20 protein-coding genes and 1 tRNA gene are annotated in these 24988 nt (G+C 66.8%); 13 read left to right on the top strand and 8 right to left on the bottom strand.

What is annotated here, in order from left to right:
- Positions 1-7: 7 nt before the first annotated feature.
- Entirely contained in the window at positions 8-586 is a 579-nt protein-coding gene (locus N2L00_RS10940) for a TetR/AcrR family transcriptional regulator (RefSeq protein ID WP_255764653.1), read from the bottom strand.
- Positions 587-753: 167 nt separating this feature from the next.
- Here N2L00_RS10940 and N2L00_RS10935 point away from each other — a divergent pair, with 167 nt between their 5' ends.
- Positions 754-1203, top strand: coding sequence for a DUF6176 family protein (locus N2L00_RS10935; protein WP_255764652.1), 450 nt, complete (start codon positions 754-756; stop codon positions 1201-1203).
- Between the two features lie 65 nt (positions 1204-1268).
- Here the strand turns inward: N2L00_RS10935 and N2L00_RS10930 are convergent.
- Positions 1269-1341 (bottom strand) — tRNA-Arg (locus tag N2L00_RS10930).
- Between the two features lie 282 nt (positions 1342-1623).
- On the opposite strand from N2L00_RS10930, the gene N2L00_RS10925 reads away from it, so the two are divergent.
- Positions 1624-3546, top strand: coding sequence for an HNH endonuclease signature motif containing protein (locus N2L00_RS10925; RefSeq protein WP_255862732.1), 1923 nt, complete (start codon positions 1624-1626; stop codon positions 3544-3546).
- Between the two features lie 341 nt (positions 3547-3887).
- Here the strand turns inward: N2L00_RS10925 and N2L00_RS10920 are convergent, their stop codons facing one another.
- Genes N2L00_RS10920 through N2L00_RS10910 form a run of 3 tightly spaced genes read right to left on the bottom strand, consistent with a single transcriptional unit; the run spans position 3888 to position 6770 of the window.
- A complete protein-coding gene (locus N2L00_RS10920; protein WP_255764650.1) occupies positions 3888-5405 on the bottom strand; it encodes an FAD-dependent oxidoreductase in 1518 nt (505 codons plus the stop codon).
- Entirely contained in the window at positions 5402-6271 is an 870-nt protein-coding gene (locus N2L00_RS10915; RefSeq protein ID WP_255862733.1) for an FAD:protein FMN transferase, read from the bottom strand. The genes N2L00_RS10920 and N2L00_RS10915 overlap by 4 nt, the downstream gene beginning before the upstream one ends.
- Before the next feature lie 10 nt (positions 6272-6281).
- Entirely contained in the window at positions 6282-6770 is a 489-nt protein-coding gene (locus N2L00_RS10910) for a hypothetical protein (protein ID WP_255862734.1), read from the bottom strand.
- A 185-nt stretch (positions 6771-6955) separates the two neighbouring features.
- Here N2L00_RS10910 and argS point away from each other — a divergent pair, with 185 nt between their 5' ends.
- The 9 genes from argS to N2L00_RS10865 all read left to right on the top strand — a co-directional run bounded on the left by argS (position 6956) and on the right by N2L00_RS10865 (position 18977).
- Complete coding sequence (argS, locus tag N2L00_RS10905) at positions 6956-8605, top strand: arginine--tRNA ligase (protein WP_255764647.1); 1650 nt, start codon at positions 6956-6958, stop codon at positions 8603-8605.
- Between the two features lie 3 nt (positions 8606-8608).
- Positions 8609-10033 (top strand): diaminopimelate decarboxylase, encoded by a 1425-nt coding sequence (gene lysA / locus N2L00_RS10900; protein ID WP_255862735.1) that lies wholly within the window; start codon positions 8609-8611, stop codon positions 10031-10033.
- A gap of 24 nt (positions 10034-10057) precedes the next feature.
- Positions 10058-11353 (top strand): homoserine dehydrogenase, encoded by a 1296-nt coding sequence (locus N2L00_RS10895; protein ID WP_255862736.1) that lies wholly within the window; start codon positions 10058-10060, stop codon positions 11351-11353.
- Positions 11354-11356: 3 nt separating this feature from the next.
- The gene (gene thrC / locus N2L00_RS10890) at positions 11357-12484 is read left to right on the top strand and encodes a threonine synthase (RefSeq protein ID WP_255862737.1); all 1128 of its coding nucleotides are present in this window, start codon (positions 11357-11359) and stop codon (positions 12482-12484) included.
- Between the two features lie 9 nt (positions 12485-12493).
- Positions 12494-13498: a homoserine kinase gene (thrB, locus tag N2L00_RS10885; protein ID WP_255862738.1), complete on the top strand. Its 1005-nt coding sequence runs from the start codon at positions 12494-12496 to the stop codon at positions 13496-13498.
- Positions 13499-13892: 394 nt separating this feature from the next.
- Entirely contained in the window at positions 13893-16133 is a 2241-nt protein-coding gene (gene rho, locus N2L00_RS10880) for a transcription termination factor Rho (RefSeq protein WP_255862739.1), read from the top strand.
- A 144-nt stretch (positions 16134-16277) separates the two neighbouring features.
- Positions 16278-17357: a peptide chain release factor 1 gene (prfA, locus tag N2L00_RS10875; RefSeq protein ID WP_229949524.1), complete on the top strand. Its 1080-nt coding sequence runs from the start codon at positions 16278-16280 to the stop codon at positions 17355-17357.
- Positions 17344-18264, top strand: coding sequence for a peptide chain release factor N(5)-glutamine methyltransferase (gene prmC, locus N2L00_RS10870; protein ID WP_255862740.1), 921 nt, complete (start codon positions 17344-17346; stop codon positions 18262-18264). The genes prfA and prmC overlap by 14 nt, the downstream gene beginning before the upstream one ends.
- Positions 18261-18977, top strand: a complete 717-nt coding sequence (locus N2L00_RS10865; RefSeq protein ID WP_255862741.1) for an L-threonylcarbamoyladenylate synthase — start codon at positions 18261-18263, stop codon at positions 18975-18977. Before prmC ends, N2L00_RS10865 begins: the two co-directional genes overlap by 4 nt.
- Here N2L00_RS10865 and N2L00_RS10860 read toward each other — a convergent pair.
- The 3 genes from N2L00_RS10860 to N2L00_RS10850 are packed head-to-tail and all read right to left on the bottom strand — an operon-like array spanning position 18974 to position 21838.
- On the bottom strand, positions 18974-19948 hold the full coding sequence (locus N2L00_RS10860) for an NAD(P)-dependent oxidoreductase (RefSeq protein ID WP_255862742.1): 975 nt from the start codon (positions 19946-19948) through the stop codon (positions 18974-18976). The genes N2L00_RS10865 and N2L00_RS10860 overlap by 4 nt on opposite strands.
- Positions 19945-20937 carry a glycosyltransferase gene (locus N2L00_RS10855; protein WP_255862743.1) on the bottom strand — a complete coding sequence of 331 codons (993 nt, stop codon included), beginning with the start codon at positions 20935-20937 and terminating at the stop codon, positions 19945-19947. Before N2L00_RS10855 ends, N2L00_RS10860 begins: the two co-directional genes overlap by 4 nt.
- Position 20938: 1 nt before the next feature.
- Positions 20939-21838, bottom strand: coding sequence for a glycosyltransferase (locus N2L00_RS10850; RefSeq protein WP_255862744.1), 900 nt, complete (start codon positions 21836-21838; stop codon positions 20939-20941).
- Positions 21839-21995: 157 nt separating this feature from the next.
- Here N2L00_RS10850 and N2L00_RS10845 point away from each other — a divergent pair, with 157 nt between their 5' ends.
- Positions 21996-23927 carry a nucleoside-diphosphate sugar epimerase/dehydratase gene (locus N2L00_RS10845; RefSeq protein ID WP_255764636.1) on the top strand — a complete coding sequence of 644 codons (1932 nt, stop codon included), beginning with the start codon at positions 21996-21998 and terminating at the stop codon, positions 23925-23927.
- Positions 23927-24922 carry a glycosyltransferase family 4 protein gene (locus N2L00_RS10840; RefSeq protein WP_255862745.1) on the top strand — a complete coding sequence of 332 codons (996 nt, stop codon included), beginning with the start codon at positions 23927-23929 and terminating at the stop codon, positions 24920-24922. Before N2L00_RS10845 ends, N2L00_RS10840 begins: the two co-directional genes overlap by 1 nt.
- The last annotated feature ends 66 nt before the right edge of the window (positions 24923-24988 follow it).

The following is a 24988-nucleotide window of genomic DNA, read 5'->3' as shown; positions in this document are numbered from 1 at the left end:
AAATCGGTTACTTTGCCTGCAGTCCGGCCAGGTAAAGATCGGTCAGTTGCGCGGCTGCCTGCTCGCGGCTGATGGACCCGCCGGGGGAGTACCAGTACGAGAGGTAGTGCGGGTCGGAGAAGAAGTTGGCAGCCAGCACAGGTATCGGAATATCGGTGCGGAAGACGCCGTCGGACTGGCCGCGGACCAGGATGGCGGTGAACGCCTCGTTGTATTCGCGTCGCCTCCGCTTCACTTCCTCCTGGCGGTCCTCGCTGAGCATGTGCTGGGAGCGGAAGAACACGGATCCTTCACGGATCCAGTCGATGGACGTCATGATCACGTCCTCGCAGACCAGTCTCATGGTTTCAGCCGCCGGCAGGCCCCGCCCGATGATCTCGGTCAGGTGCTCGCGCTGGAGCGTCAGGATGCGGTCGTAGATGTCAAAGAGCAGGTCGTCCTTGGAATTGAAGTAGTGATAGAGAGCGCCTTTCGTCACCCCGGCCGCGTCAACGATCTGCTGCACGCTCGTCTTTGCGTAGCCGTGCCGCGCGAAAAGCTCCACGGAGGTCCGTGCGAGCTCTTCCTTGATGTTCAGGGTTTTCATGCGGGGTGGTGTCCGGGTTTCTCGTGAAGCGGACCGGCGGTAGGAACCGACCGGTTGGTATGTGCGAACACCATAACCCCGAAGGGGGCGGGCTGCGCAAGGGTTTGGCCGAAAGAATTCCGGCGGGCGGTCCATGCCGCGTTGGCGATTCCCCTAAAGTCATGCGCATGACTCCTTCCACGCACCCGCCTATTCCGTTCGAGCCTGCCGCCCGGGACTTCCCCGGCTGGACCATGCCCCCGTCCGTGCCGGAGGGCATGCGGATGGAGTTGAGCCGGGCACGGCTGCTGGATTCCCGCGAGTCTTCATTCGATGACTGGATGACAATGCTCCACGAGCGCTACGACGAATGCCTGGCCACGCTGGGCCGGGAACTCATGGCACTGGAAGCCACGTTCCTGAACCAGGAAGCGGACGGGTCCTGGTGGATGTACCACTTCCAGCTGATGGGAAATGCCAGCCCCGGGTTAGTACCCGACAATCCCTTGGACCAGGCACACCTGGAGTACGGGAAAAAGACCAAGCATCCGGGGTGGGAGGAGCTCCAGCCGCGGTTCTTCCTGTGCCCGCCGGCGGTGCGTGCCGCCGTCGAGGGTGCCGGGGGTGCCGGGGGCTAGACGCAGCGTAAAACAAGAAGAACCCCGCAGCCGGGGCTGCGGGGTTCTTCTCTTATGTCTCAATGTGCCCTCGATAGGATTCGAACCTACGGCCTGTTGCTCCGGAGGCAACCGCTCTATCCCCTGAGCTACGAGGGCAAGGACTGCAGGTAAACCGGCAGGTCCTGTGGGACTCAAGAAGCTTAGCAGGTTTCAGGCGGGCGGGGAAAACCTGCCGCTACCGCGGATGGGCTGGGTGCCGGACTCGTTTCCTGTGCCGTTTCCGAGCGCTTTAACCTGCGTCGCCTGAAACCGGTGGTTCAGGTTCGTTTGTGCGGGTAGGTAGTGGTTTCAAAAAGACGCGTATTTTCGGTTTCCGGGAGCCCCCTTTTGGGCCTGTTTTCGGCCTGAAAATGTCAGTGCCGGATGAAATCCTGAGGTATGGATCAGCCCGGGAATACGAAACCGACAACTGAAGAGCAGAGCGGTGAGAACCAGCAGGCGGAAGAGCAGGCCGGCGACACAGAGCCGCCTTGTCCTTCCGTCACCCTGTCGGTCTATCGGGCTGAACTGGCTGTCGAGCCTGTCGAGCCTGTCGAGCCTGTCGAGCCTGTCGGGCCTGAGGGGACGGTTGGCGCGAGTGCAGACACTTCCAGTGCCACTCCGGAGAACGACGCCGAGCATGGCACCCGGTCAGCTGACAATCTCGTTCCTGATGCCGGCCCTCTTCATGCCGGCCACTCCTCTGCCGAGCCGGCCGATTCCGGAGCTTCCGCCACCAGCCTCAATCCTGACGGCGAGACCACTGATGCCGGCGCCTCCGGAGCCGATAGTTTTGCCGACGCTTACCCGGATGGTTTCACCGGCACACTGGCCCTGCAGAACCTCGAAGCCTTTGACGAACAGACGGTCGGTGAAGCCCTGTCCCGGATGGAGCATTTGATGTCCTGGGTGCAGGCGCTGCAGGCCCGCCTGTTGAACCGCATGGAGGAACTGTTCCGGGAAGACCTTCATGCCGCTTCGGGGCGGCTCGAGCCCGGGCTGGCGTTCAGCCTCGCGGCTGCCGAATGCGCCTCCATCCTGAATGTTCCGCAGGTCACCGCCCAGCAGATGATGTTCGAAGCGGGCAAGCTGTGCAGCACGCATACCGCCACTCTGTCCGGTCTGGAAGAGGGGCGGCTCTCGTACCAGCATGCCCAGGTGGTCCTGGACCAGTGCCGGAACGTTCCCGCCGCGGCCCTTCCGGAATTTGAAGCTGACCTACTGGCAGCAGCTCCGGGTCAGACGCGGGCGCAGTTTTCGGCCAAGGCCCGGCGGCTGCGCGAAAAGTCGTTCCCGGAGACGGTCAGCAAAAGGCACCTGACCGCTTTCGAACAGCGCAAGGTCACCCTGGACCGCGAAGAAGACGGCATGTCCTGCCTGTCGGCCTATCTGCGTGCGGCGGAAGCGCAGCAGATCTATACCGCTCTCAGTACCGCGGCGCGGGGTGAGCAGGCGGGAGGAGATTCCCGGACCACCGACCAGCTGCGTGCCGATATCCTGGCGCAGCTGTTGATGGGCGGCAGCCGGAGACATTTGCCCGGCACCCCGGACGAGGCCGCAACCCGACACGCGTCCGGAACCCGACCCGGCACCGGCCACACCAGCAATGACACTGGCGCAGCCACCCGGGACGAGGACGGAACCGGCTTTGGCAACGGCCCGGAGGGCGCACCCGATCGCCCAACAGGACCGGACGATGGAATCGTCCCTCGGGCGGAAATCATGGTCCTGATCAACGCAGAGACCCTCTTCGGAGCCGACGACCAGCCGGCAGAGCTGCATGGCTACGGGCCCATCAGCGCTGAAGAAGCCCGCCGACTGGCCCGCAACGCCGTCGGATGGACCGGGCTGGCCCAAAACCCGCACACCGGAGAGATCCTGGGGGTGGGCCGGCGCAGGAAAGTCCCGGCCGGGCTTCGCCGCTGGCTCCGGGCACGGGACGGAACCTGCCGGTTTCCCGGCTGCCGGGTCAGCACCGCAAATGCGGACATCGACCACACCATCGATTGGGCTCGGGGCGGACCCACAGACCACGGGAACCTTGAACACCTCTGCCGCCGGCACCACCGATTCAAGACCTTGGGTTTCTGGAAGGCCTGCCAGCCAACACCCGGGGTGATCGAGTGGACCTCGCCGACCGGCCGGGTTTATCGGACCGAGCCGTTTCTGGAACTCGGACCCCCGGACACGGCATCTGATCCGCGGAAAGACCCGCGACAGGAACATGGACAGGCCGATCACAGGCAGACGGAGCATATGCAGAAGGATCACGCGCGAACGAACCCCGAGCAGAAGGAACCGGAACAGGTGCCTCCGTTCTGAGCGGCCCGCTCAGGAGAATCGCGGAACCCCGGGCAGCAGGGGTGCAAGCCCGGACTCGCGTCTGGAGGAGGCTGCTTCCAGCGGGCCTGCCGTCTTCCCGGATCCGCTTTAGGGAGTCTCAGAGCTTTAGGGAGTCCCAGAACTGGAACGACTTATTGCTCTGCGGGCTCTGCGGCCGGGTAACGCTTGGAGATCGTCAGACGTACAGGCTGTGTGGGCGGGCAACATTTCCAGCCGCCGAGCGAAGCACCCGGAATCTAGGTGGATGGGCGCGGCCGAAGCCGGAACGGTGTGCGCTGAGCAGCCCGGGAACGGGTCCTGAGCAGCCCAGGAACGGATCCTTAGTAGCCGAGGAACGGGTCGGTATGGATCCGCCTGCCGCCGGCACCGCGGACGGCCTTGCGGGCAGCAGCCACCGCCTGCGGCGAACCCGAAACATAGATCATCCGAGCAGCCAGGTCGGGAACCTCCCCACGCAGGACCGCAGCATCGGGAAGCCTCGGACCCAACCAGGTCCAGCCCGGGATCGCCGGATCAGACGGCGTGCAGACCAGCACCCGAACCCCCAGTTCCTGCAGCTCCCCGGCATAGGCAAGCTCGTCAACAGAGGATGCCGCGTAGACCAGCACAATGTCCCGGTCCTCGCCGCGGACCTGCCGCAGCTGGCTGATGAAAGGAGTGATGCCGATACCCGAAGCGATCATCAGCACCGGTGTCCGTGCGTCCCGCGGCAAGAGGAAGTCACCGGCAACGGTTGTGGCGGTCAGCTCCGCTCCGGGGCGCATCTTCAACAGAGCGGTCTTAAAAGTGCTGCCCGGTTCGGCCACGCGCAGCCCCACCGCCACCGTGCCGGGTTCCGACGGGGCAGTAGTGATGCTGAAAATACGCCGTGACCCTCGCGAGTCCGGCTCAAAATGCGGCACGGCAAGCTCCACGTACTGGCCGGCACGGAAGCGGACAGGACGTGCCGGCTCGAACACCAGCTCACGGGACGTAGGGGTCAGCTCCCGGGTTTCACGCAGCCGCAGCCGGACAGCTCCGCGCTGGCCCATCACGAACGCAAGGACGTTCCCGACCAGGAGCGCCAGCTCCGGGGACATCATCACCGGACCAAAGGACAGCGGCACGGCGAAGAGAACCCCAACGACGACGGCCTCCGCCAGGCGCTGGGCGCGCAGCGGCGGCAGGGTCAGCGGTTCGGTGAGCATAAAGCCGGCCAGGAACACCAGCGGATAGCTTCCGACGATGGTGGCCAGGGCGTAGGGGACGGACTCACCGCCGGCGAGGAAGCGGGCCAGGACAACAACCCCGGCAGTAAGGGCGAAAACCCCGGCCATTGGCAGCAGACGGTTCCGGTACAGGACCAGGACGGCGGCCGGAAGGACAGCGATCAGCATGCCCGGAGTCGCCACCCACCAGACAGCACCGCCCAGCCCGGTCACCGCCACCGCAAACGCCCCCGCCGCAGCCGGGTTGAAGATGTGCCGCCGCCGGAACACCAGGAGATATTTGGAAGCCGTCGCCACTGCTCCGGCAAGGGCCACGCAACCCAGCTGCGCGCCGTCGGTGCTGGGCCAGAAGAGGAAAAACAGGAGCAGGCCGGTGATCAGCGAGGAGTCGGTCTGCGGACGGGTGCGAAGCAGCAGCCCGGCCACACGGCTGGTGACCAGGGTGGAGGCCACCGCCGTCACCGCCGTCGCCCCCAGTTCTGCCGGCGTGTAGAACAGCACCCCGGCGAAGGAAAGGACAAAGGACCAGGCAGCAATTGCCAGCAGCACCCAGACGGTGAACCGGTACATGGTCCAGCGCCCGAGGAAGGTGTTCAGGGTGCGGGGAGCGGCGGGGGCGGAAACGCTCATGGGAATAGGACTCCAGCCATTGCAGGGGAATAGTCGGCCCGGCCGTCGGTGAACATCCGGACATAGTCAAAGGTGAACGCACCGGCCAGCTCCTGCGGCTCGGCGAAGAACAGGGCGGTGGCCAGGCCGTCCGCCGTCATGGCATCCGCGGCCAGCACCCAGGTGGCCGCCACGGTATCCACCGGGAAACCGGTACGGGCGTCGAGCACGTGGTGCAGACCGTCTCCCCACTGCCGGCGGTTGACGGCCGAGGCGCACAATGCACGGTCCGAGAGGGTCAGCACCCCGATGGCCCGCTTCGCGTCATACGGATGCTCCAACGCAATCCGCAGGGGAGCGGCGCCGGCATGGCGAAGGTCCGAACCGGCGTCCACCACGTATTCCCGGTGACCTGCGGTTTCCAGGACCCCGCTGACCAGGTCCACCAGCTGGCCCTTTCCGGCGGCACCGATATCGAAGGTCACCGGCACGGCAGTGGTCATCAGGGTTCCCCGGCCGTCGGTGGTCCAGGACACGGTCTCCGTCCAAGCCGCTGCGGGAGCGGGTGGGCCGGAAGGCAGGAAGCTGTATCCGGCGTCGTACCCCAACACCTCCAGCGAGCGCCCCACCAGCGGGTTAACCGCGCCACGGGTGATCTGCTGCAGCGAATCGAAGAGCCGCAGCAGCGGCGCAGCCGAAGCGGGCAGGGCAAAGCTGCCCGCAGCCTCGGCCATCCGCGCAACCGTGGAATCGGAGCGGAAGCGCGAATAGGTGCGGTCATAACTGTCGACCACGTCCGCGACAGCAGCCCGGGTGGCGGAATCCAAAGGCGCGGCAGTGGAGAGGGACCACTGCGTGCCGATCGCCTCGAACCCCAGGGTATGCACGGGTGCTGTCCTAGGAGGCAGCTTCGGACCGGATGGCGTCCAGGGCGCGGTTGAAGCCCTCGCTGGTCAGCGAGGATCCGGCCACCTTGTCCACGTCCAGCTCGTCGAGGTTCCTGCCGACTACCTGCTCCTTCACATTGGACGTGAATTCACGCTGGTACTGCTTGGACGTCGGGTTCTTCTGCGAGGTCTCCACCTCCAGCTCCGTCACCACGCTGCCCTCGAGCCGCAGCGTCACGTCCACGTCCTCGGAAGTGCCCGACGGCGGGATGTAGCTTCCGGTGCCGGAGTACTCGCCGTCGGCGTAGCTGCCCGAACCGGCTGCAGCGTCGGGGGAGGCTGCTGCGGAAGACTCGGGGGACGAAGCAGGGGAAGATGCGGGGGACTTCGCCGGGGCCTCGCCGGCGTCGACGGTTTCCTCGCCCGCGGCACAGCCGGCGGCAGACAGCAGGGACAGGCCGGCGGCGGCACACAGCAGGGACTTGCTCGCTCGGTTCACGGTTCTCCTTGGAGTGGGGCGCTTTGATCCCGGACGGCACACACGACAGGCACGCGTGGAAACCGGCCCGGGGCTCAACGGTTCCCTTTCATTACATCGCATCATTGGTGCCGGTGCCGGATCCGCACAGCGTAAGGCCTGTCATACAAAACGGGACCCGTGCTGCACCCGGCTATGCTTAACCGGTGACTCCTGAAGAACTTTCCTCCGCCGTAACTGCCTGCCTCCAAGACGCCATCGATGCCGGTGACTTCAGCGTCGAGCTGCCGGGGGAGGTGCGCGTGGAGCGTCCGAAGAACCGGGACCACGGTGACTGGGCCACCAACATCGCCCTGCAGCTCTCCAAGCAGGCCGGTATGAACCCCCGCCAGTTCGCCGAGATCCTCAAGGGCCGGCTGGAAAAGATTGCCGGTGTTGCGAAGGTCGACATTGCCGGTCCAGGCTTCCTGAATATCACCCTCGACGCCGGTGCCGCCGGAGAACTCGTCAAGACAATCGTTGACGCCGGACCCGCCTACGGCACCTCGGAAATCCTCAAGGGCACCCGGATCAACCTGGAGTTCGTCTCCGCCAACCCCACCGGCCCCATCCACCTGGGCGGCACCCGCTGGGCCGCCGTCGGCGATGCACTGGCCCGGGTCTTCCAGTCCCAGGGCGCGGAGGTCACCCGCGAGTACTACTTCAATGACCACGGCGCGCAGATTGACCGCTTCGCCCGCTCCCTGCTCGCCTCCGCCAAGGGCGAACCCGCGCCGGAGGACGGTTACGCCGGCGAATACATCGTGGACATTGCCAACCGCGTGCTGGCCGCAGAGCCGAACATCACCGAGCTGCCCGACGCCGAGGCGCAGGAACGTTTCCGTGCCGTGGGCGTGGACTTCATGTTCGGCGACATCAAGGAATCCCTGCACAACTTCGGCGTGGACTTCGATGTGTTCTTCCACGAGGATTCGCTGCACGAAAACGGCCAGGTTGCCAAGCTGCTGGAGCAGCTCAAGGGCTCCGAGAACCTGTACGAGAAGGACGGCGCCTGGTGGCTGAACTCCACCGCGTTCGGCGACGACAAGGACCGCGTGGTCATCAAGTCGGACGGCAACGCCGCCTACATTGCCGGTGACATTGCCTACATCCACAACAAGCGCGAGCGCGGCTTCGACCTGAACGTCTACATGCTGGGTGCGGACCACCACGGCTACGTAGCGCGCCTGAAGGCTGCCGCAGCCGCCCTGGGCCACGACCCGGAGTGCGTCGAGGTACTCATCGGCCAGATGGTGAACCTGGTCAAGGACGGCAAGCCCGTGCGCATGTCCAAGCGCGCCGGCACCGTGGTCACCCTTGAGGACCTGGTCGACGCCGTAGGCGTGGACGCCGCCCGCTACACGCTGGCCCGCTTCTCCGCCGATTCCAACATCGACGTTGACCTGGACCTGCTGACCAAGCGCAGCAACGAGAACCCCGTGTTCTACGTCCAGTACGCCCACGCCCGCACCCATGCCCTGGCACGCAACGCCGAGGCTGCCGGCGTCGACGATTCCGCATTTGACGCGTCGCTGCTGACCCACCCCACCGAGAGCGCACTGCTGGCCGCGCTGGGGCAGTACCCCGGCGTCGTCGCGCAGGCCAGTGCCTTCCGCGAACCGCACCGCGTGGCCCGCCACCTCGAGGTCATCGCCGGCACCTACCACCGCTGGTATGACGCCTGCCGCATCGCACCGCAGGGCGACGAGGAAATCACCGACACCAACCGCACCCGCCTGTGGCTGAACCTTGCCGCACGCCAGGTCCTGGCCAACGGCCTGGGCCTGTTGGGAGTCTCCGCACCCGAACGGATGTAATTCATGACTGCTTCACCCCTGGCTCCCGCATGGCTGAGCCACCCGGAAGACAACAACGCCCTCCGCCCGCAGATGTGGGCGCAGGACGTGGTGCGCGGCGACAGCGGTGAGCTGGAGATCTCCGGCATCCCCGTCTCCCGGATCGCCGAGGAATTCGGCACCCCCGTGTTCGTGATGTCGGAAGCGGATTTCCGTGCCCGTGCCCGGGACTTCAAGGACTCCTTCGACGCTGCGTTCGCGGCGCTCTGCGGGGGAGTGGATGTCTACTACGCCGGCAAATCCTTCCTCTGCACCGAGGTGGCCCGCTGGGTCTCCTCCGAGGGGCTGCGCCTGGACACCTGCTCCGGCGGTGAGCTGGCCGTGGCCCGGTGTGCGGGGCTCCACGGCAGCCAGCTCGGACTGCACGGCAACAACAAGTCCGGAGCCGAGCTGACCCGTGCCCTGGACATGGAGCTGGGCCGGATTGTGGTGGACAGCCTGGGCGAGCTGGAAATGCTCGGGAACCTGGCCGCCTCCCGCGGTGAACGCGCCAACGTCATGCTGCGCCTGACCCCCGGCGTGCATGCCTCCACGCACGAGTTCATTGCCACCGCCCACGAGGACCAGAAGTTCGGCCTGTCCATGGTGGCGGACCCGGAGCTGGACGGGATGTCCCCGGCCATGGCCGGCGTGGAAACCGCGCTCAAGCACGACGGCGTGAACCTGGTGGGCGTGCACTGCCACATTGGTTCGCAGATCTTTGAATCCGCCGGGTTTGAACTCGCCGCCCGCCGGCTGCTCGGTTTCCTCGCCGAGGTGAAGCAGGGCTACGGCGTCGAACTGGCCGAACTGGATCTGGGCGGCGGCTACGGCATCGCCTACACGGAGGCAGACGCCCCGCGTCCGCCGGCCGAGATCGCCAACGCGATGGCCGCCGTCGTCGGCAGCACCTGCACCGAGCTGGGACTGGCGGTTCCCCGGATCTCCATCGAGCCCGGACGCGCCATCGTGGGCCCGACCACCTTCACGCTCTACCGGGCCGGCACCACCAAGACGGTCCGGGTGGACACGCCCGACGGCGGCACCTCGCCGCGGCGGTACGTTTCCGTGGACGGCGGGATGAGCGACAACGCCCGGCCCGTGCTCTACGGGGCGGACTACTCCGCCGTGCTGGCTTCGCGGACCTCCGAAGATGACGCGGTTATTTCGCGCGTGGTTGGCAAACACTGCGAAAGCGGCGACATAGTGGTCAGGGACGCCTACCTGCCCGGCGACGTTACTGCGTCGGACCTGCTTGCCGTTCCGGGCACCGGCGCCTACTGCTGGGTCCTGTCCAGCAACTACAACTACCTGACCCGGCCGCCCGTGGTGGCCGTGCGGGACGGCGCCGCGCGGCTGATAGTCCGCGGCGAAACCGAAGACGACCTGCTGGCCCGGGACGTTTCCTAATTCTTAGAGGAGTTGGCACAACATATGAAGACCCTGAAAGTAGCCCTGCTGGGGTGCGGAAACGTGGGTTCGCAGGTTGCCCGGATCCTCATTGACGACGCCGCGGACCTCACCTCACGCCTCGGCGCGCGGCTGGAGCTCTCCGGCATTGCAGTGCGCAACGTCGATGCTCCCCGCGACGTGGACCTGCCCGCGGAACTGTTCACCACTGATGCCGGGACCCTGGTCCGCGGCGCGGACATTGTCATTGAGCTGATGGGCGGCATCGAGCCGGCCCGCACCCTGATCCTGCAGGCGCTGGAGTCCGGCGCCGCCGTCGTGACCGGCAACAAGGCCCTGCTCGCCGCAGACGGCGCCGCCCTCTACGAGAAGGCCGACGCCGCCGGTGTCCAGCTCTCCTATGAGGCCGCCGTAGCCGGGGCCATCCCGATCCTCCGCCCCATCCGGGACAGCCTCTCCGGGGACCGGATCACCAAGGTCATGGGCATCGTCAACGGCACCACCAACTACATCCTCGATGCCATGGATTCCACCGGAGCCCAGTTCGCAGATGCCTTGGGCGAGGCCCAGCGGCTTGGCTACGCCGAGGCGGATCCCACCGCAGATGTGGAGGGGCACGACGCCGCCGCGAAGGGCGCCATCCTCGCCTCGCTGGCCTTCCACACCGGTTTCGACCTCTCCGCCGTTTCCTGCGAAGGCATCAGCTCGGTGACGGCTGAGGACATCAGCGCCGCCAAGGAAGCCGGGTTTGTCATCAAGCTGCTCGCCATCGCCGAGAAGTTTACGGACACGGACGGCACCGAAGGCGTCAGCGTACGCGTGCACCCCACTCTGCTGCCCCGCCTGCATCCGCTGGCCGCCGTGCACGGCGCGTTCAACGCCGTGTTCGTCGAAGCGGAAAACGCCGGTGAACTGATGTTCTACGGCCAGGGCGCCGGCGGCGCGCCCACCGCGTCCGCCGTGATGGGCGACGTCGTCACTGCCGCCCGCAGGCTCGTCCTGGGCGGTCCCGTTCCCGCCGGCCGTCCGAGCGGCTCGCTGCCGGCGCTGCCGCTGGAAAAGGTCACCACCAGCTACTCGATCGGCTTGGAAGTGGCCGATCAGCCCGGTGTCCTGGCCGCCGTCGCCCGGGTGTTCTCCGAGCACGGTGTCTCCATCGAAACCATGCGCCAGACCATCCACGGTGAAGGGGCCAGCGCCGAGCTGCGCTTCGTCACGCACCGTGCTTCCGAGGCCGCCCTCGCGGCCACCGTCGAGGCCATCAAGGGCCTGGACGTCATCAAGAACGTCAAATCCGTCCTGCGGGTAGAAGGAGTCTGAGCCGTGGCTCACCAATGGCGCGGCGTTATCCGCGAATACGCCGACCGTCTTCCGGTCACCGAGAGCACCGAGGTCATTACCCTCGGTGAGGGCGGTACGCCGCTGGTCCGCGCGAAGGCGCTGTCCGAACTGACCGGCTCGGAGGTGTACCTCAAGGTCGAAGGCATGAACCCCACCGGGTCCTTCAAGGACCGCGGAATGACCATGGCCATGACCGCAGCCGTGGAATCCGGCGCCAAGGCAGTGGTGTGCGCGTCCACCGGCAACACCAGCGCCTCGGCCGCCGCCTATGCGACGCAGGCAGGCATCACCTGCGCCGTACTGGTACCGGACGGCAAGATCTCCATGGGCAAGCTCAGCCAGGCCATTGCGCACGGCGCCCAGCTGCTCCAGGTCCGCGGCAATTTCGACAACTGCCTGGAGGTGGCCCGCAAGCTTGCCGAGGCCTACCCGGTGTTCCTGGTGAACTCCGTGAATCCGGCGCGCATCGAGGGCCAGAAGACGGCGTCCTTCGAAGTGGTGGACTACCTCGGCGATGCCCCCGACTACCACCTGCTGCCCGTCGGCAATGCCGGAAACATCACCGCCTACTGGAAGGGCTACTCCGAATACGCGAAGCCCTGGACCAACGTGGCCGGCGAGGAGCTGGCGCCGGTGGCCACCAAGACGCCGCACATGTGGGGCTTCCAGGCCGAAGGCGCCTCGCCGCTGGTGAAGGGACATCCGGTGACCGATCCGGACACCATTGCCACCGCCATCCGGATCGGCAACCCGGCCTCCTGGGACCAGGCGATTGCCGCCCGCGACGAATCCGGCGGCCTGATCGAAGCCGTCACGGACACCGAAATCCTCGATGCGCACCGCTGGCTGTCCTCCCGCGAAGGCGTGTTCGTGGAACCGGCCTCCGCCGCCGGTGTGGCCGGGCTGCTCAAGAAGCATGCCGCCGGGGAAGTCCCCGCCGGCAAGACCATCGTCATTACGGTCACCGGACACGGCTTGAAGGACCCGCAGTGGGCACTGCGCACCGCCGACGGATCCGACGTCGAACCCACCAAGGTGGACTTCGACGTTGTGAGCGTGGCGGCAGCGCTGGGCCTGGAAGCGGCGAAGCCCGCCGGATCCGGCAAGTAGGGCTGAACCATGCAGGTGGATCTGCCCGGCGGGCCGCGCTCCGGTTCCCGCTCCGTTTCCCGCACCGGTTCCCGAACCCTGGCGCCGGGGCAGGACGTGACCGTGACCGTGCCCGCAACGAGCGCCAACCTGGGCCCGGGGTTCGACTCCCTGGGGCTGGCGCTCACGCTGTATGACACGGTGCGGGTGCGCACCTCCGCGGAGGAAGGCGTTTTCGTCGAGGTTGCGGGGGAGGGTGCCGGAAACGTTCCCCTGGACTCCTCCCACCTGGTGGTCCGCGCCCTGCTGTCCACCCTGGCTGCCGCCGGATACAGCGCCCGGGGGCTTCACCTGAGCGCAGAGAACGCTATTCCGCACGGCCGCGGACTGGGCTCTTCGGCGTCGGCTATTGTGTCCGGCGTCCTGGCCGCGAATTCCCTGCTGCCGGCCGAATCGCGGCTCGATGCCGCAGGCCTGCTGCACAGTTGCTCGGCACTGGAGGGCCACCCGGACAATGTTGCTCCCGCACTCGTCGGCGACCTCGCGATTTCCTGGGAGGACGACGGCGTTTTCCGCTCCGTTCGGGCCTCGGTCCATCCCGATGTGGTTCCCGTAGTCGCCGTACCGGCCGTGGAACTCTCCACCGAGAGTGCCCGCGGCCTGCTGCCGGCGACCGTGGCCCACCGGACCGCAGCGGCCAACGCGGGCCGTGCCGCGCTGTTGATCCACGCCCTGACCGTGGATCCGTCGCTGCTGCTCGAGGGAACGCAGGACGCGCTGCACCAGGAGTTCCGGGCACCCGCGATGCTGCCCAGTGCCCGGCTGCTGCAGTCACTGCGCTCAGCGGGATTCGCCGCCGTGATTTCCGGTGCCGGTCCCACGGTGATGTGCCTTGCCGACGGCGAGGAGGCCGCCTTGGAAGCGGAGCAGGCAATGACCAAACATTTGCAGGCAGCGGAATACGGCGAAAATTGGCGTGTTCTGCGGCTTGGTGTCGAGCGAGATGGTGCTAGAGTGGAAGGGCACCAGCGGTAATTTTTCCGTCCTGTGCTCCCGCAGGTAGCCGTCCATTTCGGGCCGCCCCGGGCTTTAGTTGAAAACACTTTGCCGCCGTCAGGTGTGATTGCACCCGTCCTGCGGTGATTTCCGTTGATTCAAATGCCCACCCGCGGAGGCACAGTCTCCGGTGCAGCCTTCAAAGGAACCGCCAAGAAGCGGCGTGTCCCGCTTGAATGCCGCGTGTTCGGCAGCGAAGCTGACCAGACTCTGCGTGGATTCTTCTTTACATAAGGCACCCAGCAGATTCGCCTTTCTCCGGCCATCGGGCCGGTAGTAGGCGAACCCTGACCCAATGTCTGATTTTGGGACCAGGGCCAATCACCGCGGCCGGCATTGCGCCGGACCGCCCGACGAGGGGGAAGGATCCTTCGTGACAGATACCACTAGCCTGACTGCAGGCGTGGATTCAGCATCCGCCGGTTCAACCGGCGAGAACGCATCAAAGAGCGCCGGCCTTGCAGGCCTTAAGCTCGCGCAGCTCCAGGCGCTTGCCGGCCAGCTCGGCATCACCGGGGGTTCCCGCATGCGTAAGGGAGATCTGGTTACGGCCATCTCCAACCACCAGCGCGGCGGCGCAGTAGCCGACCGGCCGGTCCGCGGTTCCCGCGGCGAGGCCGGCGACGACGCAGCCAAGGGTGCTTCGGCGCCCGAGAAGGCGGCAGCAGCACCCGCGGAGCAGTCCGCAGAGGCCGAGACGACCCGCCCGACGCGTACCCGCAACCGCAACCGGCGTGCAGCCAGTGACGGCGTCGTCACTTCCGCCCCCGCGGAAACTGCAGCGGCCGAGGCACCGGCACCAGCCGCCTCGCCGGAAGCAGAAGCGGCTCCGGCCCGGAACCGCGAGGCACGCGAAGACAACGGACGCGAAGAGGGCCAGCGCGAGCGCGGCAACCGCCGCAGCCGCAACCGCCGCAGCGATTCCAACGAGTCCAACGGAACGGTCAGCAACGCTTCCGCCGAGGCACCTGCAGAGGACGCTTCCAGCAACGGCGCTGCCAACAAGGACGCTGCCAACAGCAACGGCGCTGCCAACAACGGCGCTGAGGCCCGGACCCAGGGCGACGACGAGCGCGGCGAACGCCGTGAGCGCCGTGACCGCAACCGTTCGGACCGCGACAACAACCGTGACAACGGTGGCAACCGCGAGGGCAACCGCGACCGCGAGAACAACCGTGACCGCGACAACAACCGTGACAACGGTGGCAACCGCGAGAACAACCGCGACCGCGACAACAACCGCGACAACGGTGGCAACCGCGAGAACAACCGCGACCGCGACAACAACCGCGACGACAGTGACGAGAACGGGCGCGGGCGTAACCGCCGCAACCGGAACCGCAACGAGCGCAATGACCGCAATGACCGCGGCGACCGGAACGATCGTTTCCGCGACCGCAACGAGCGCCGCCGCAACCGCAACCAGAACCCCGAGGTCGACGACGTCGAGGTCACTGAAGACGACGTCCTGCTGCCCGTGGCCGGCATCCTCGACGTCCTGGAGAACTACGCCTTCGTACGGACCTCCGGTTACCTGCCGGGCCCGAACGATGTCTACGTTTCCCTCGCCCAGGTGAAGAAGTACAACCTGCGCAAGGGCGACGCCGTCGTCGGCGCCATCCGCGCCCCGCGTGAAGGCGAAAACCAGGGCGGAAACCAGCGCCAGAAGTTCAACGCACTGGTCCGCCTCACGTCCGTCAACGGCAAGCAGGCCGAGGACAACAAGGACCGCGTGGAGTTCTCCAAGCTGGTCCCGCTGTACCCCTCCGAGCGTCTGCGCCTGGAAACCAATGCCAAGGTGATCGGCCCGCGTGTCATCGACCTCGTGGCTCCGATCGGCAAGGGCCAGCGCGGCCTCATCGTTTCCCCGCCGAAGGCCGGAAAGACGCTGATCCTGCAGGCAATTGCCAACGCAATCACGATCAACAATCCTGAGGTCCACCTCATGATGGTCCTCGTGGACGAGCGTCCCGAAGAAGTCACGGACATGCAGCGCACGGTCAAGGGCGAGGTCATTGCCTCCACCTTCGACCGCCCCGCCGATGACCACACCACAGTTGCCGAACTCGCCATCGAGCGCGCCAAGCGCCTGGTGGAAATGGGCAACGACGTCGTGGTGCTGCTTGACTCCATGACCCGACTGGGACGTGCCTACAACCTGGCCGCTCCGGCGTCGGGCCGTATCCTCTCCGGCGGTGTGGATTCGTCCGCACTGTACCCGCCCAAGCGTTTCTTCGGTGCTGCCCGCAACATCGAAAACGGCGGCTCGCTGACCATCCTGGCCACGGCCCTGGTGGAGACCGGGTCCAAGATGGACGAGGTCATCTTCGAGGAATTCAAGGGCACCGGCAACATGGAGCTGCGCCTGTCCCGCAACCTTGCGGACAAGCGCATCTTCCCGGCCGTGGATGTCAACGCGTCGGGTACCCGCCGCGAAGAGAACCTGCTCTCCCCGGATGAAGTCAAGATCATGTGGAAGCTGCGCCGGGTCCTGTCCGGACTGGACACCCAGCAGGCGCTGGAACTGCTCACCGGCAAGATCCGGGAGACGCAGTCCAACGTCGAGTTCCTGATGCAGGTCCAGCAGACCACCCTGGGCACCAAGGACAACTAGCTGCCTTACGAGCCGCTCATGCCCCCTCCCGCTGCACGCGGGCAGGGGGCCTGGGCGGCTCGTTCGTTAACGCCCGGGGACCGACGGGCGCACGAACCGATAAACTTCCATGTGGGAAACCCAGCTGAAAGAGGAATCTAGAACATGTTTGAGTCCATACAGGGCCTGTTGGATGAGCACGCTGAACTCCAGCTGCGCCTGTCCGACCCGGCAGTGCACGCGGACCAGGGCCTGGCCCGCCGGCTGGGACGGCGCTACGCCGAACTCAGCCGGATTGTGGATGCCTACAACCGTTGGCACGGACTTGAGGATGACCTGGCCGCCGCCGCCGAAATGGCGGATGAGGACCCGGAATTCGCCGCCGAGGTACCCGTGCTTAAGGAGCAGCTGGAGGACGCGCAGGAGAAGCTGCGCCGCCTGCTGATTCCGAGGGACCCCAATGACGGTCGCGACGTCATCATCGAGGTCAAGGGCGGCGAAGGCGGCGACGAAGCGGCCCTGTTCGCCGGCGACCTGCTGCGCATGTACACCCGCTACGCCGAGCACCGCGGCTGGCGTACGGAAATCATCTCGGCCACCGAGTCGGACCTGGGCGGCTACAAGGACGTTGCCATGGCCATCAAGGGCAACTCCAACGATCCGGCAGAAGGCGTTTACGCACGCCTGAAGTATGAAGGCGGTGTGCACCGCGTGCAGCGCGTTCCCGTCACGGAGTCCCAGGGCCGGATCCACACTTCGGCTGCCGGCGTCCTGGTGCTGCCCGAAGTGGACGAGCCGGAAGAAGTCGCGATCAGCCAGAACGACCTGAAGATCGACGTCTACCGCTCCTCCGGTCCCGGCGGACAGTCGGTGAACACCACCGACTCGGCCGTGCGCATCACCCACCTGCCCACCGGCATTGTGGTGGCCATGCAGAACGAAAAGTCGCAGCTGCAGAACCGCGAAGCAGCCATGCGCGTGCTGCGCTCACGTATCCTCGCGCACGAGCAGGAAAAGATCGACGCCGCGAACTCGGACATCCGGAAGTCGCAGATCCGGACCATGGACCGTTCGGAGCGGATCCGGACGTACAACTACCCGGAAAACCGGATCGTGGACCACCGCACCGGCTACAAGGCCTACAACCTGGACACCGTGCTGAACGGCGAGCTTGAGGCAGTGGTGCAGGCAGCCATTGAAATGGACGAGCAGGCACGGCTGGACGCCATCGGTGACGAAAGCTAATAGCCTCACCGGTTCCGCGACCGGTGCCGGCGGCACCCTGGCCGACGCGCTGCGCCGTGCGACGGCGGAACTCGCCGCCGCCGGGGTACCGTCACCGCGGGTGGACGCCGAGCTGCTCGCCGCGCACCTGCTGGGCGAAAGCCCCGGCCGGATCCGGGCGCTGGCCTTCACCGACGTGCCGGCACCCCAGGGATACGCTGCACTGGTACACGAACGCGCCGCGCGGGTGCCGTTGCAGCACCTGACGGGAAAGGCCCATTTCCGGTACCTGGAACTGGCCGTCGGGCCCGGAGTCTTTGTGCCGCGGCCGGAAACCGAAACGGTGGCGCAGCTGGCGATCGATGCTGCGCGCCGGGCCGGCTCGGCCAAGGTCGTGGACCTCGGCACCGGCTCCGGCGCCATCGCGGCTGCGGTGGCCTCGGAAGTTCCCGCAGCTGAAGTGCATGCCGTGGAGCTGAGCCCCCTCGCCTTCGCCTGGGCGGAACGGAACCTGGCTCCGCTGGGCGTCCACTTGGTCCTGGAAGACCTGCGGACCGCCCTGGCCGGCCACGAAGCCAGCTTCGACGTGGTGGTGTCCAACCCTCCGTACATCCCTGCCGAAGCCGTCCCGAACGAGCCGGAAGCCGCCGAGCATGATCCGGCCATGGCGCTGTACGGCGGGGGAGCGGACGGTCTGGAACTGCCGATGGCCGCAGCACGGACCGCGGCGCGGTTGCTTGCCGGAGGCGGCTACTTCGTGATGGAACATGCCGAAGTGCAGGCGCCGGCCATCGCGCGGCTGCTGGCCGGCGATCCGGCCTGGACCGATGTCCAATCCCACCGGGACCTCAATGACCGCCCGCGGGCGACGTCGGCTGTCCGACGCTCCGCATCGGCGGCATCCACTAGTGAAAGAATATTGCCGTGAGCACCAGTTATGACTGCAGTAACCCCGAAGAACTCAGTGAGGGCCTGGCGGCAGCCCAGCGCGCCATAGCCGCCAAATCCTGCGTGGTGCTTCCCACCGACACCGTGTACGGAATCGGTGCCGACGCTTTCTCCCCGCAGGGAGTGGCTACGCTGCTCGCGGCCAAGGGACGCGGCCGGAGCATGCCCCCGCCCGTGCTGATCCCGCGCCTGGAGACCATGGACGGCCTGGCCACGGACATTTCCGAAGACGCCCGCAGCCTGGCACGTACGTTCTGGCCGGGCGGGTTGACACTGATCTTCCACGCCCAGCCGTCCCTGAGCTGGGACCTGGGCGACACCATGGGAACCGTGGCACTGCGGATGCCCGACGACAGCGTGGCCTTGGACCTGCTGGCCGCCACCGGGCCGCTGGCTGTGTCCTCGGCCAACCGCACGGGATCCCCGGCCGGACAGACCGCGGCGCAGGCACGCGAACAACTGGGCGAATCCGTGGAGGTCTATCTGGAAGCCGGACACCGTCCGGTGGCCGGCAGCGACGGAGTGCCGTCCACCATTGTGGACGCCACCAGCGAGCCGATGCGGGTGGTGCGCAGCGGTGCGATCAGCACCGCCGCCCTGCGCGAAGTGGTTCCGGGAATCCTGGATCCGGGTGAAGAACCCGCAGCGGGCGGCACTGCGCCCTCCCTGGCCAAAGACCAGAAACGGGTTTAGTTCCGGGAGGCTGCCAGGACCTCGCGGACGCGGGGTTCCGGGACGTTGCCCGTGGCCTCGGCCCAGCCGGGCTCCTGGCGCTGCCCGAACCACATCATCTCCACGCGGCGCAGTGCTCCGTGCAGCCGCTCCCCGGCCAGCGAGGAGACCGCATAGCCGGACCGCAGCGCGAGACGGCAGGCCCAGACCGGCAGATGCGCCGGCCGCCGGCCGCCTGCTGCTTCAAGCACGGAGGACACCGATGCCTGTTCCCAGGGCTGCAGCACCACTGCAGGAACCGGGCCCGTGTGGGAGCCTACCCGCAGGACGAAGTCGACCAGGGAATCTACTGAACTTACCGGGCTGGGTGCGGTTCCGGGCCCGGCAACGGATGCCAGCGGCGAGGCCGCGAGCCGGCTTAGCTTAGCTGTGGTCGCCCGGCCCGGTCCCTGGACCGAGGTGGCGCGGACCGTGGCAACGCTGCAGGACCCGCCGTGCCGGGCGGAAAGGACCTGTTCGCCGAGTGCCTTGGAACGGGAGTATGCCGAAAACGGTTCCACATGCGGGCTTTCGTCCAGGAACGGACGGTGCCCCTGCACCGCGGCGCTGCTCAGGTGTACGAACCGGCGGACACCGGCGGCGTCAGCGGCATCGGCGACCAACGCAGGCAGCAGCGAGTTCGCACCCCGGAGCTCGGGGGAGTCCGCGGCTCCCGGCGTCGCCAGTCCGGCAGCATTCACCACGACGTCGGCGCCCGCGAAGGCGTCGGCCAGCCGGCGGCGTTCCGTGTCCAGCGCTGCGGCCGCCGCAAGCAAACCGGCTACGTCCGAGGCATCGGTACGCAGCCGGGGAGCGGAAACAGCCCGGACCTCGACCCCGCGTGCAGCCAGTGCGGAGCGGACGGCCGAACCGATGAAGCCGGTGCCGCCGAGGACCGCCCACACCGAGGGTGTGCCGGAGGAAGGGACGGGTTCGGGAGAAGGAGTGCTCAAACCTGCTGCTTTCGTGTTTCCGGTGATGGCTGCCCAGGCGCGGACAGCGGGGCCATCGGGGACCAGGACCGGTCCCGGAGGATGCGTCGGGCACCGCGCCAGCCGGCCCAGAGGCGCCCGGCGCCCCGCAGCGAATGCTCCACGGCAACCAGCCTGAGCAGTTCCTTCCCTGCGGTCAGGAAGGTCCCCAGGGCGAATCCGAACCGGTGATACCGGCCGTGGACCTGCAGGTACCGGGCGGTATGGCCGCGGTTGCGCATGGCAGTGAAGCGGCCAAGGTCGCTGGAATCGTTGAGGTGGCGGATGCCGAGGTCGATCTGTCTCTGCACCCGGACCTTGCGGAGCACGAAATCGTTGACGTAGGCCACCGGCCGGTCCAGGGAGGCGAGCCAGCCGTAAACCACATCGTCGCCGTTGATGAAGTAGCGGGCATCCGGCAGGCCTATCCGGCGCACCTGGCCGGCACTGATCAGCATTCCCTCGAAGCAGCCCACATTGGTGTCGAAGACGGGGGAGTCGCGGAAAACGTTGCCCGGCACCGGCAGGTGCACGCCCAGGAACGGGACGAAGCGGTGCTGCCAGAAGAACGGTTCCCCGCCGGCGTCGAACCGCCGGCCGTGGATGCAGTCGTAGGTCCCGGTCCACTTGCTCAGCGCAGCCACGGCACCCGGGAGGACCTCGACGTCGTCGTCCATCAGCCACAGCCACTGCGCGCCGGAGTCCAGGGCGGCCTCGACACCGGCTGCGAACCCGCCGGCCCCGCCGGTGTTGGCCTCCAGCCGCAGGACGGACAGCGGGACGGGGAAGCCGGCACGGGCTGCTTCCAGGACCCGGGGCGTCTCATCGGTGCTGGCATTGTCCACCACGACAACCGCCGCAGGTGCGGGGTCGAGCCTTTTGATGCTCTCCAGCAGGCCGGTGAGGTAGCCGGAGCGGTTGAACGTCGTGATGACGATCGTCAGCGGGGCCGGTTCCTGGACGACGTCCACGTTAGAACCCGAAGTCCGACGGCGGCCCGAAGCGGCGCCCGGCCATGCCGGCCGCGTAGGCGCGCAGCCAGTTGGCGAAACCGCGGGGATCCCGGGTCCTGGCGAAGTGGATGGGGTAGCCCACGGCATCGGCCACGAAGGACTTCACCCTTGTGTAGCGGCGGGTGAGGTAGCCCCGGTTGCGGTAGAAGTAGAACTGCTTGAACGGCGTCTCGGGGACCAGGACGTGCATCCGGTCGCCCAGGACGGGCTGCACTTCGGCCCAGGCCGCCGGGTGCGTCAGGGCCACCGTGGTGACCGTGCCGAAGTCGATGCCCGCCCGGCGCAGCCGGATCATGAAGTCCGTCTCGTCGCCGCGGATAAACAGGCGAAGGTCCGGCAGTCCCACCCGGTAGAAGACGTCGGCGCGGATCAGGGCGCCGTTGAAGAAGTGCCCCACATTGGGCAGGAACCCGCGGGCGGCAACTTCGGCCCGGTCATGGGTCAGTTTCCCGTCGAGGCGGAAATGGAAGGACAGCGTGTCCGGCGCCCCCGGGGCAACCACTAGCGGCAGGACGACGTCGAGGCCGCGTTCCTTCGCTGCAGCCAACAGGGTGGCGACGCATTCGGGATCTTCGGGATGGGCGTCGTCGTCCATGATCCAGATCCATTCGGCGCCGGAGGCCATGGCTGAAAGGATGGCGAGCGAAAAACCGCCGGCTCCGCCCAGATTGGTGTTTGACCGGATGTAGTTAACCGGCGCCGCTGAAGCTTCGGCGATCTCCGAAACCGGGGTCTTGCCGGAGTCCACGAGTGCCACGGACGTGATGTTGCCGCTCTGCGCGGCCAGTGCCTCCAGGAGGATCTTCACATCGTCCGGACGGTCGAAGGTCACTGCTGCTACGGCCACGGAGTCCGGCAAGATGGTCCTTTCAGGCAACCCGGGGGATCGGCCAAGACCGAAACCGGAGAGGGTGTGCAGTTAGTATGCTGAATAGATTCCAGTCTATTACACCGGATTCTTCCGCCAGCTCTTCGCATCACCGAGAAGAAAGCCGGGTACCTACCCGTTGAGGACCATGAGGCAAAAACCTACGGACAACAGTCACCTTCCCAGGGAGGAAAAGCCCGTCCTGTGGCTCTGGTCGCAGTATGTGCTCGACTCCCTGGCCTGGATCGTGTCCATCGGCCTCGCGCTGGTGCTCCGCTACGAACTCACTGTCGAGCAGATCAACCCGGGCGGCCTGGCCGTCTTCTGCGGCGTCGCCGTCCTGACCCAGCTGATAGTCGGCTATTCGTTTGCCCTCTACCGCGGCCGCTACAGCTTCGGCAGTTTCCACGAGATGCGGCTGCTGGCGGTGGTGACGCTTATTGTCTCCGCCATCCTGGTCCTCGCAAGCGCCTTGTTCGGCCTAGTGATCGATATCCCGCGCAGCACCGGAATGATCGCCTTCCCCTTCGCCTGCCTGTTCATGGCGGCAATCAGGTACGTCAAGCGGATGTACGTGGAGAGCAAGGCCCGGCCGGGGGAAGAAGCCCAGCGTGCCCTTGTGTACGGCGCGGGATTCCTGGGCGGTTCCCTGGTCTCACGGATGATGAAGGACCCGGAGTCGCCGTACTACCCGGTTGGCCTGGTCGACGACGACCCGTCCAAGAAGCACCTGAGGCTGGCCACTGTTCCGGTGCTCGGCAAACTCGTAGACCTTCCCGAACTGGTGCAGCGGACCCGCGCCACGGTGCTGGTGGTGGCCATCGCCGATGTGGAAGCCAAGCAGGTCCGTGAGATTTCCGATCTCGCCGAAGGCCTGGACCTGCGCGTCCTGGTGCTTCCGCCGCTCAAGGACATGCTCTCGAAGGGCGACGGCGCCGGCCTGGGCGACTTCCGCGACGTGGCGGTCGAAGACCTCATCGGGCGCCGGCCGGTCGACATCCATGTGGACGAAGTTGCCGGCTACCTGTCCGGGAAGAAGGTCCTCGTCACGGGAGCCGGCGGTTCCATCGGCTCCGAACTCTGCCGCCAGATCACCGCCTTCAATCCCGGCGAACTGATCATGGTGGACCGGGACGAGACCGGCCTGCAGCTGACCCAGCTCTCCATCACCGGCCGCGGCCTGCTGGACGGCCCGGATACGGTCCTGGCGGACATCCGCGACCCCGAAGCGCTGGAGCGCATCTTCCGCGAACGCCGCCCCGACGTCGTTTTCCACGCCGCCGCCCTGAAGCACGTCTCCCTCCTGGAGCAGTACCCGCAGGAAGCCTGGAAGACCAATATCATCGGCACTGCCAACGTGCTGGCTGCGGCCCGCAAAGCGAACGTGCGCCATTTCGTGAACATCTCCACCGACAAGGCGGCGAACCCCACCACGGTCCTCGGCCATTCCAAGCGCGTAGCCGAAAAGCTGACGGCCTGGATGGCTCGCGCCACCGGGGAGCGGTACGTCTCCGTGCGGTTCGGCAACGTGATCGGCAGCCGGGGCTCCATGTTGCCGCTGTTCAGCGAACAGATCCGGCAGGGCGGACCGGTCACCGTGACCGACCCGGAGGTGACCCGCTTCTTCATGACGATCCCCGAGGCCTGCCAGCTGGTGATCCAGGCCGGCGCGATCGGCCGCGGGGGAGAGGTGATGATCCTGGACATGGGCGAGCCCGTGAAGATCCTCGACGTCGCCCGCCGCATGATCGCGATGTCCGGCAAGGACATCGAAATTGTCTTCACCGGACTGCGCCAGGGCGAAAAGCTGCACGAGATCCTCGTCGGCACCGGGGAAGAGGACTCCCGTCCCCTGCATCCGAAGATCTCCCACGCTGCGGTTGCCGTGCTGGATCCCGATGAGCTGGACCTGGCTGACTGGCTGCGGCGCTGCGGGATCGAACCCGGGAGCGTGCCGACGGACGGGGCAGCAACCGATGCCGGCGAGATAGTGCGCATTCCGGGTGCCCGCCATCCCGGTGCCCCGGGTGACGCCGCAAATGAGCCCGGAGAACCCTACAGCGAACGGCGGACCGGCTGATGCTGCTGGTGCTGTGCGCCGCTGCGGCTTTCCTGGCGAGCCTGCTGCTGCCCTTCCTTTTTATCCCCCTGCTGCGCCGGCTGGGTGTCCTCGACGTCCCCAATGAGCGGTCCTCGCACACCAAGGCAGTCATCCGCGGGGTGGGTGCAACCACTGCCGCCGGCGTCCTGGCCGGCCTCCTGCTGGCGCTGCTGACAGGGCTGGTGGCCGTTGACCGTTCGGTGCTTGCCATTCTGATCGCCGTGATCGGCGCGGCATCGCTGCTGGGCTGGATCGAGGACTGGCGCGGCGTCTCCGTCCGGACCCGGGCAGCCACCCAGCTCGCCATCGGCCTGCTTGGAACGGCCGGACTGGCATGGACCATGGAGCAAAGCTGGTGGTGGGTTCCCGTGGGCGGCCTCGCAATAGCGGCCTACATCAACGTCGCCAACTTCATGGACGGCATCAACGGAATCTCCGGGCTGCATGGACTGGTGGTGGGTACCCTGTACTCCATCAGCGGCGTGCTGTCCGACCACGTCTGGCTGACTGTTACGGGAGCAGTGGTGGCCGCGGCTTTTGCCGCCTTCCTGCCCTGGAACCTCGGCAGGGGGCAGGTTTTCCTGGGCGACGTCGGCAGTTACCTGCTCGGGTCATCCATCGCCGGTGTTGCAGTAGCTGCCTTCCTCGCAGGCGTGTATGTGGAATACCTGCTGTTTCCGATCCTCGTCTATTTGGCCGACACCTTCTCCACGCTGCTGCGCCGCATGGGCCGGGGGGAGCGGTGGTACACGGCCCACCGCCAGCACGCCTACCAGCGGCTGACCGATGCAGGTCTGAGCCACGTACAGGTGTCGCTGATCGTCACCGGCTGTACCGTAGCCGTCGGCGTCACCGGGCTGCTCACTGCGGGTGCGGGTGCCGGCGCGACGGCCGCCGGGGTCCTCTTCGCCGTCGCAGTGCTGGCTTTCTACCTGGCCTCGCCGCGCCTGTTCGCCCGGCGCACGGTGGCCTGATCCGCGGCTGTGCGGGCCCTGCCAGAGGCGTCTTCTATGTACTGTAGAATTCAAGGGTCGCGGTAG

Source organism: Arthrobacter sp. zg-Y1171, assembly GCF_025244845.1.
Classification (GTDB): domain Bacteria; phylum Actinomycetota; class Actinomycetes; order Actinomycetales; family Micrococcaceae; genus Arthrobacter_B.
The sequence above is the reverse complement of the archived record's forward strand: the minus strand, read 5'-3'. Positions and strand labels throughout refer to the sequence as shown.

Coding starts and splice junctions, on each gene's coding strand:
- N2L00_RS10940 (WP_255764653.1), bottom strand. CDS start 586: ATGAAAACCCTGAACATCAAGGAAGAGCTCGCACGGACCTCCGTGGAG.
- N2L00_RS10935 (WP_255764652.1), top strand. CDS start 754: ATGACTCCTTCCACGCACCCGCCTATTCCGTTCGAGCCTGCCGCCCGG.
- N2L00_RS10925 (WP_255862732.1), top strand. CDS start 1,624: ATGGATCAGCCCGGGAATACGAAACCGACAACTGAAGAGCAGAGCGGT.
- N2L00_RS10920 (WP_255764650.1), bottom strand. CDS start 5,405: ATGAGCGTTTCCGCCCCCGCCGCTCCCCGCACCCTGAACACCTTCCTC.
- lysA (WP_255862735.1), top strand. CDS start 8,609: ATGACTGCTTCACCCCTGGCTCCCGCATGGCTGAGCCACCCGGAAGAC.
- N2L00_RS10895 (WP_255862736.1), top strand. CDS start 10,058: ATGAAGACCCTGAAAGTAGCCCTGCTGGGGTGCGGAAACGTGGGTTCG.
- thrB (WP_255862738.1), top strand. CDS start 12,494: ATGCAGGTGGATCTGCCCGGCGGGCCGCGCTCCGGTTCCCGCTCCGTT.
- prfA (WP_229949524.1), top strand. CDS start 16,278: ATGTTTGAGTCCATACAGGGCCTGTTGGATGAGCACGCTGAACTCCAG.
- N2L00_RS10845 (WP_255764636.1), top strand. CDS start 21,996: ATGAGGCAAAAACCTACGGACAACAGTCACCTTCCCAGGGAGGAAAAG.
- N2L00_RS10840 (WP_255862745.1), top strand. CDS start 23,927: ATGCTGCTGGTGCTGTGCGCCGCTGCGGCTTTCCTGGCGAGCCTGCTG.